This is a genomic window from Spongiactinospora gelatinilytica, assembly GCF_003236385.1.
Classification (GTDB): domain Bacteria; phylum Actinomycetota; class Actinomycetes; order Streptosporangiales; family Streptosporangiaceae; genus Spongiactinospora; species Spongiactinospora gelatinilytica.
This window is the reverse complement of the sequence record NZ_POUA01000379.1, coordinates 1-7,381: the sequence shown is the minus strand read 5'-3', so window position 1 is coordinate 7,381 and position 7,381 is coordinate 1. Positions and strand designations below refer to the sequence as shown.

Here is a 7,381-nt window from a genome sequence, read left to right as displayed (position 1 = left end):
GTGTATAACAGACAGGTTTCGGGCCGTTCGCGAGCCCGCCGGGGGACACGGCGTGCGGGAGGCTCGCGGCTCCGGCCGCGGGTTTCGGGCCGAACTCATCCCCGCCTGGGGGATCGACACTCGGCATACCTTCGCTTGGGGCCGCGCTGGGAGGGGTACTCCCTTCATGGATGGCTCCTTCCGAGCCGGTCTCCTCGGAGGCCCCTACCAGGTTCCTTCGTTCCCGATCGACTGGTTGGTGGCGGTTTTGCTCGCTTCGGTGGTGCTCGCTTCGCTGTGGCCTCATGCGGCCGATCGCTCCCTTCGCCGGCATGACCCGGATCAGGTTCTGTTACGGTCGAGGGCCGTGACAGCCCTCCTCTCAGCCCGGTTCGTCCGGACTCCCGTGCGTTTATCCCTTCTAGCCTAAGCGTCCGCAGAAGTGACCTCGCACGGGGTGTCTGCTGCGGGCGTGAACATGAATTAGCGTTTTCGTTGTCGAATCGCCATTGGCGCGCTTTCGATGCGCCGACTTAGGGTCGTGGGTTGTGAATCATGTCGTGGTGGTGGGAGCCGGGCTCGCCGGTGTGCGCAGTCTTGAGGCCCTTCGGGCCCACGGGTACGACGGCAGAATCACTCTGATCGGAGAGGAGCGGCACCGGCCCTATGACCGCCCGCCGCTCTCCAAGGCCGTGCTGAACAGGGAAAAGGAGATCGACTCGACCTACGTCGACCTCGACCTCGACGCCCTGAGGATCGACTGGCGTCAGGCCGTGGCCGCCAAGGGGCTGCGGCCCGGAGTGGTCGAGACGACCGAGGGCGAGCTGCCGTACGACGGTTTGGTGATCGCGACCGGCGCCACGCCGATCAGGCTGCGCGGTGAGGGCCGCCAGTACGTGCTGCGGACCATCGACGACGCCCTGGAGCTGCGCGACCGGCTCGCGCCCGGGGTCCGGGTGGCGGTCATCGGCGCGGGCTGGATCGGCGCGGAGGTCACCACCGCGGCGGCCCGCGCCGGGTGCGACGTGGTCGTCGTGGAGGCCGGTCCCGCCCCGCTGAGCGCGGCGCTCGGCGGCGACGCGGGCGCGTGGACGGTCCCGTGGTACGCCGAGGCCGGTGTCGAGCTGCGCCTCTCCACGCGGGTCGCCTCGGTCGACCATGACGGGCTCACCCTCGCCGACGGCTCGCGGATCAAGGCCGACGTCGTCGTCACCGGCGTGGGCGTCCGCCCGGCGATCGGCTGGCTGTCCGGTTCCGGCATCGAGCTGGCCGACGGGGTCGTGACCGACGAGCACCTGCGCACCTCGCTGCCCGGCGTCGTCGCGGTCGGCGACTGCGCCGCCTGGTGGTCGCGCAGGTTCGCGCGGCGGCTGCGAGTGGAGCACTGGGACACCGCGCTCGGCGCGCCCGACGTCGCCGCCGCGGCCATTCTCGGCGAGGACGCCGTCTACGACCCGGTGCCCTACTTCTGGTCGGAGCAGTTCGGGCACATGGTGCAGTACGCCGGGCACCACGCGGGCCCGCGCGCCGCCCGCCGCGTACTGCGGGGCGACCCGCGCACCGACGCCAAATGGGCCATCTGCTGGCTGACCGGCGATGACCGGCTGACCGCGATCCTCACCGTCGATCGCCCCCGCGACCTCGTCCAGGGCAGGCGCATCGTGGAGGCCGGCCGGCGGCTCGACGCCCGCCGCCTGGCCGATCCCGGCACCATGCTGCGCGATTGTGTGGTCGCCTGAGGGTGTTTGCAGGTCGCCCAGTCGTGGTAGTGGTGGATTCGTGACGCTTTCTGTTGCACAGATCGACCAGCAGACCGACGAGTTGGTAGGGGAGTGGCTCCCGCTGTCGGAGGTGGCCAAGCGGCTGGGCCTGTCGGCCGGCCGGGCCAAGCAACTGCTGAAGGACCGCAAGATCATCGGAGTACGGCGGGGCGGTGGCGAGCCCCAGGTACCCGCCGCCTTCCTGGCAGCTGACGATGTGCTCAAGGGCCTGCCGGGCACGCTGACCGTGCTCGGTGACGCCGGATACGACGACGTCCAGACACTGCGCTGGCTGTTCACTCCGGACGAGTCCCTGACCGGGGCGCCCGTCCAGGCGATCGCCGCCGGTCGGCACACCGAGGTCAAGCGCCGGGCGCAGGCCCTCGCGTTTTGACCGGCCGCCTGATGTCATCTCACCCATACTCCGCCGGGCGCACTACGCCCGGCGCGAGCCGTACCGCGCTCACCGAGCGCCTGCGATCGGCCCGCCTCTACCTCTGCACCGACGGCCGCCGCGACCGCGGTGACCTGCCCGCCTTCCTCGACGCCGTACTCGGCGCCGGGGTCGACATCGTGCAGCTTCGGGAGAAGGGCCTGGAGGCGCGCGACGAACTCGCCCTGCTGGAGGTGTTCCGCGACGCCTGCGACCGGCACGGCGCGCTCCTGGCCGTCAACGACCGGGCCGACGTGGCCTACGCCGCCCGGCCCGACATCCTCCATCTCGGCCAGGACGACCTGCCGGTCACCGTCGCACGCGACATCCTCGGCCCCGACATCCTCATCGGCCGCTCCACCCACGAGGCCGGTGAGGCGTCCGCGGCGGCGGCCGAAGGCGGCGTCGACTACTACTGCTGCGGCCCGGTCTGGCCCACGCCGACCAAACCGGGCCGCCCGGCACCGGGCCCCGGCCTGCTCAAGCACGCGGCCGACCTGCCCGCCACGCGCCCCTGGTTCGCCATCGGCGGCATCGACCTGGCCCGCCTGGACGAGGTGATGTCCTACGGCGCGCGCCGGGTCGTCGTGGTCCGCGCCATCACCGACGCCGACGACCCCGCCGCGGCGGCGGCGGAGTTCGCCGCCCGGCTGGCCGCGGCGCCGCCGCCGCCGTGAGCCTTCCGGCCGGGGTCAGGTGTCGCGGGTCGTGGCGGCCACCGCGAGGTCGGCCAGGGCGGTACGCGCCTCCGCGGTGATCGGGGCGCGCTCCAGCGCGTCCAGGGCGTCGTGCAGGTACCGCTTGATCATCTCCTCGCAGGCCGCCAGCGCCCCGCTCTCCTGGATGATCGTGCGAAGTGTGGCCACGCCCTCCGCGCCGAGGGCGGGGTCGCCGAGCAGGCGCCGGACCACGGCCGCCGCCTCGGGCGTTGCCGCGGCCAGCGTGCGGGCGATCAGCATGGTCCGCTTGCCCTCGCGCAGGTCGTCACCGGCCGGCTTGCCGGTCTGCGAGGGGTCGCCGAAGACGCCGAGCACGTCGTCACGGAGCTGGAAGGCGATGCCCACGCCGGTGCCGTAGTCGCTGCACAGCGCGTCCGTCCACGGCGGCGCGCCGCTGGCCGCCAGCGTCAGGCCGAGCCGCAGCGGGCGCTCCACCGAGTACCGGCCGCTCTTGTAGAGCGCGACCCGCAGCGCGCTTTCGAAGGTGTTCTCGCCGTGCGCCTGTTCCAGCAGGTCGAGGTACTGGCCGCACATCAGCTCGGTGCGCATGTGGTCGTGCGCGGGCTGGGCGGCGGCCAGCGCCTCAGGGGGCAGCCCGCAGGTGCGCCACATCTCGCTCGACCAGAGCAGCAGCAGGTTGCCCAGCAGCACCGCGGCCCCCGCGCCGAACTGCTCGGCCGAACCGTTCCAGCCCTCCTTCTCGTGCAGGGTCTGGAAGCGGCGGTGCGCGGCGGGCATGCCGCGCCGCAGGTCGCTGTTGTCCATCAGGTCATCGTGTACGAGGGCGCTGGCCTGGAGCAGTTCGAGGGAGGCCGCCGCGGTGAGCACCGCGGGGCGATCGTCACCGCCCGCGGCCTTCCAGCCCCAGTAGCAAAAGGCCGGGCGCAGCCGCTTCCCGCCCGCCAGGAAGTCCTCGGCGGCGTCGAAGAGCGGCGCGACGTCGGGCCCGCCGGCCACCGCTCGCTGATGGTCGAGGAAGGTCTTCAGCGAACGGTCGACCTCGGTGCGGAGCATGCCGCGCGCGGCGCCGGAAACGGTCATGTTCCGAGCGTAACGGCAGGGCGCCGCGGGGAATGATCCCGACTGCCCGTTTCAGCATGGACTTCGGCAGGGACTTGACAGGACTCCGGCGTGGAGTCCACGGGACCCGGCAGGAGTGCGGCACGGGCGATGACCCGGTGATGACTTAGCGTTTGCCGGTGGCGCCCCGTACCCTGGTGGACATGTCTTTGGGTCGTCCGTCCGTCCGCCCCGACCGGGTGCCGACCGTGCGCGAGTTGCTCGCGAGCGGCGACCGGTCGTTCTCCTTCGAGTTCTTCCCCCCCAAGTCCGAGGAGGGAGAGCGCCAGTTGTGGCGCGCGATCAGGGAGCTGGAGGCGCTCAGCCCCACCTTCGTCTCGGTGACCTACGGCGCGGGCGGCGGCAACCGTGACCGCACCGTCGGCATCGTCGAGCGGGTCGCCCACGAGACCACCCTCACCCCGGTCGCCCACTTCACCGCGGTCAACCACTCGGTGCGCGAGCTGCGCCACCTCGTCGGCCGGTTCGCCGACGCCGGGGTGCGCAACATCCTCGCGGTGCGCGGCGACCCGCCCGGCGACCCGATGGGGGAGTGGGTCCAGCACCCCGAGGGCGTCCTGTACGCCGAGGAGCTGGTCCGGCTCATCCGGCAGTCCGGCGACTTCTGCGTCGGCGTGGCGGCCTTCCCCTACAAGCATCCGAGGTCGGCCACGATCGAGTCCGACACCGACTTCTTCGTGCGCAAGTGCCGCGCGGGGGCCGACTACGCGATCACCCAGATGTTCTTCCGCGCCGACGACTACCTGCGGCTGCGCGACCGGGTGGCGGCCAACGGGTGCGACACGCCGATCATCCCGGGCATCATGCCGGTCACCCGGATGAGCACGATCGCCCGCTCCGAGCAGCTTTCCGGCGCGCCGTTCCCCGAAGAGGTCGCCGCCCGCTTCGAGGAGGTCAAGGACGACCCGGAGGCGGTCCGCCGGCTGGGCATCGAGCACGCGGCGGAGCTGTGCCGCCGGCTGCTCGACGAGGGCGCGCCGGGCATCCACTTCATCACCTTCAACCGCTCCAGCGCCACCAGGGAGGTCTTCCAGCGCATCGCCCCGGTCCCCGCGGCGGCCTCGGTGAGCGTCTGAGCGGTGGTGACGGCGACCCCCGTCGTCAGAGGACGTGGTCGCCGCGGACGTGGTGCGGCAGCAGGTCGAGGAAGGCGTGCAGCGTCCGTGCCGGCGTGCGCGAGGCCGAGGTCACCACGCTGAGCGTCCAGGACGACCCGCCGGCGGCGCCGCGCGCACGCGCGGCACGACCGACTCGGCGAATGCGGCCGGCATGAAAGCCACCCCGAGCCCGTGCGTCACGTACTGCGGGATCGTGGTGATGTCGGGCACCTCGATCAGGACATGGCGGGGCATCGTACGGGCCTGTCGTACTGGTCCGTCCGTGGCCCCCCGGCCTCTGGCTCGTGCCGGAGGGCGTCGTTCAGGCGCGGGCCGGGGTGTCGGCGCCCTTGAGCGGCAGCGACGCGCCCATGATCGCGTAGCGTTCGTAGCCGCCGGGGAACACGTACTGTGTCAGCAGATCGGCGAACCCGAGGCTGTGGTAAAGGTGCCGGGCCGCCGTCGGCCGGTCGTGCGTGGACAGCACCGAAGTACGCTCGGGCCGCCCGTCGCACAACGCGTGCATCATCGCCCGCCCGGTGCCCTTGCCCTGATAGTCGGGATGCACGTGCACCTCGGCGATCTCCAGCGTGTCACCGAGCCAGCCCAGCGCCGCCTCCGGCCCGCCCGCCTGGCTCAGCGAGCGGTAGATCACGTCGTGCCACCACTGGTCGGCCGCACCGTGGAAGCCGTAGGCGAAGCCGACCGGCTCGCCGTCCTCGCACTCGGCGAGCACGCAGGTGAAGTCGGGGTAGGTCGTGTGGTTGCGCATGATGCTCTTGCGACCGGAGAGCTGGTCGGCCGGGGGACGCATGGCCGCCGTGTAGATGACGATCGCCGCGTCCAGCCTCGCGCCGAACTCGTCTGGCCCGACATGCCGCAGTCCGATCACTTCTCGCACCCTAGCAGCCGCCCCGACGGCCTCACTCGACCTCTACCGGCGTCCCGCCGGTGATGCGGACCAGCTCGTCGAAGGTGGTGGGGAAGACGGTGTGCGGGTGGCCGCCCGCCGCCCACACCACCTCGTGCTTGCTCAGCCAGGTGTCCACCAGCGTGCGGACCGGCGCGGGGTGCCCCACCGGCGCGACCCCGCCGATCGGCTGGCCGGTGGCCGCCCTGACGAACTCGGGCGTCGCCCGCCTGACCTTCGCTACGCCCGCCGTCTGGGCGATCAGGGCCGTGTCGACCCGGTGGGCACCGCTGGTGAGGACGAGCAGGGGAGTGCCGTCCGCGTCGAAGATCAGGCTGTTGGCGATCGCGCCCACCTCACAGCCGAGCTGCGCGGCGGCCGCCGCGGCGGTGGGCGCCGACTCGGGCAGCAGCACGATCTCCCCTTCCGCGCCGAGCTCGCGCAGCGCGGCCTCTACCTTTACCGCGTTGTGCGGCAACTTTTCTGGCATCCCGACACTCTAATCAAGCGGGGGCGTACATATCGATTGATTACCGATCGATGGCACTTGTCGACCCTGGGTGACTGTTCCACTAGAGTCACTTGTTTTAGCGATAATGTGTGTGAGGGGATGGTTTGACGTGGGGGCAGCTGAGCACCTAGGACTGGCCGCCTGCGCGACCGCGGCGACCCTGCTCATCGCCGGATGCGGCCTCAGCGGCTCGGAGCCCGTGGCCGGGCCCGCGCCGCGCGCCGTACACGCGGAGTTCGCGGGCGCACCGAGCGCCGGTGCCGTCGCCGGGCTCGCGGCCGGCCGGGCCGAGCCCGCGCCGTTCACCGCGCCCGGCAAGACGCTGCGCCTGGGCGCCAAGGGCAAGGTCGTCAAGGTGCTCCAGACGCGGCTGAAGGAGCTCGGCTACCACCCGGGCAGGATCGACGGGCAGTACGGCGGCGGCACGCAGTTCGCCGTCTGGGCCTTCCAGAAGGTCAACGGTATCCGCCCGACCAGCACGATCGCCCGCCGGACCTGGAACGCGCTGGAAGACCCCAAGGCGCCCAAGGTACTGGCCCGCCGGGGCAAGGCCACCAGGGTCGAGATCAACCTCACCCAGCAGGTCATGGTCCTGTACGTGGGCGGCGAGCCGAAGCTGATCAGCCACACCTCCTCCGGCAGCGGCATCCCGTACTGCGAGACCACCGAGTGGCAGGGCAAGAAGCAGCGCTTCTGCGGCGACGCCCGCACCCCCACGGGCGACTACAAGACCACCTGGCGCAAGTCCGGCTGGCACAAGTCCTACCTGGGCCAGCTCTACAACCCCATCTTCTTCAACGGCGGCATCGCCGTGCACGGCGCCCTGTCCGTCCCCCTGGCCCCGGCCTCCCACGGCTGCGTCCGCCTCCCCATGCACGTAGCCAAGATGCTC

General features: G+C 71.7%; 9 protein-coding genes and 1 riboswitch. Of the genes, 5 read left to right on the top strand and 4 right to left on the bottom strand.

Annotated elements, in window-relative coordinates; all coding sequences use genetic code 11:
- Nucleotides 1–281: 281 nt before the first annotated feature.
- A riboswitch (TPP riboswitch) is annotated at nt 282–397 on the bottom strand.
- A 130-nt stretch (nt 398–527) separates the two neighbouring features.
- Genes C1I98_RS32210 through thiE form a run of 3 tightly spaced genes read left to right on the top strand, consistent with a single transcriptional unit; the run spans nt 528 to nt 2,849 of the window.
- Nucleotides 528–1,718, top strand: a complete 1,191-nt coding sequence (locus tag C1I98_RS32210) for an NAD(P)/FAD-dependent oxidoreductase (RefSeq protein WP_111171126.1) — start codon at nt 528–530, stop codon at nt 1,716–1,718.
- Between the two features lie 40 nt (nt 1,719–1,758).
- Entirely contained in the window at nt 1,759–2,133 is a 375-nt protein-coding gene (locus C1I98_RS32205) for an Rv2175c family DNA-binding protein (RefSeq protein WP_111171125.1), read from the top strand.
- An 11-nt stretch (nt 2,134–2,144) separates the two neighbouring features.
- On the top strand, nt 2,145–2,849 hold the full coding sequence (gene thiE, locus C1I98_RS32200) for a thiamine phosphate synthase (protein WP_111171130.1): 705 nt from the start codon (nt 2,145–2,147) through the stop codon (nt 2,847–2,849).
- Between the two features lie 15 nt (nt 2,850–2,864).
- On the opposite strand, the gene C1I98_RS32195 is transcribed toward thiE, so the two are convergent.
- Complete coding sequence (locus C1I98_RS32195) at nt 2,865–3,932, bottom strand: polyprenyl synthetase family protein (protein WP_111171124.1); 1,068 nt, start codon at nt 3,930–3,932, stop codon at nt 2,865–2,867.
- 182 nt (nt 3,933–4,114) lie between these two features.
- Between C1I98_RS32195 and metF the strand changes: the two genes are divergently transcribed.
- Nucleotides 4,115–5,047 carry a methylenetetrahydrofolate reductase [NAD(P)H] gene (gene metF / locus C1I98_RS32190; RefSeq protein WP_111171129.1) on the top strand — a complete coding sequence of 311 codons (933 nt, stop codon included), beginning with the start codon at nt 4,115–4,117 and terminating at the stop codon, nt 5,045–5,047.
- Between the two features lie 111 nt (nt 5,048–5,158).
- Here metF and C1I98_RS41980 read toward each other — a convergent pair whose 3' ends face one another.
- From C1I98_RS41980 to C1I98_RS32180, 3 genes are all read right to left on the bottom strand, one after another.
- Entirely contained in the window at nt 5,159–5,323 is a 165-nt protein-coding gene (locus C1I98_RS41980) for a type 2 periplasmic-binding domain-containing protein (protein ID WP_158558270.1), read from the bottom strand.
- 67 nt (nt 5,324–5,390) lie between these two features.
- Nucleotides 5,391–5,960, bottom strand: a complete 570-nt coding sequence (locus tag C1I98_RS32185) for a GNAT family N-acetyltransferase (RefSeq protein WP_233508370.1) — start codon at nt 5,958–5,960, stop codon at nt 5,391–5,393.
- 31 nt (nt 5,961–5,991) lie between these two features.
- Nucleotides 5,992–6,468 carry a YbaK/EbsC family protein gene (locus C1I98_RS32180; protein WP_111171123.1) on the bottom strand — a complete coding sequence of 159 codons (477 nt, stop codon included), beginning with the start codon at nt 6,466–6,468 and terminating at the stop codon, nt 5,992–5,994.
- A gap of 130 nt (nt 6,469–6,598) precedes the next feature.
- Between C1I98_RS32180 and C1I98_RS32175 the strand changes: the two genes are divergently transcribed.
- Nucleotides 6,599–7,381: L,D-transpeptidase family protein (locus tag C1I98_RS32175; RefSeq protein ID WP_233508369.1), on the top strand; the 783-nt coding region annotated here is incomplete at its 3' end.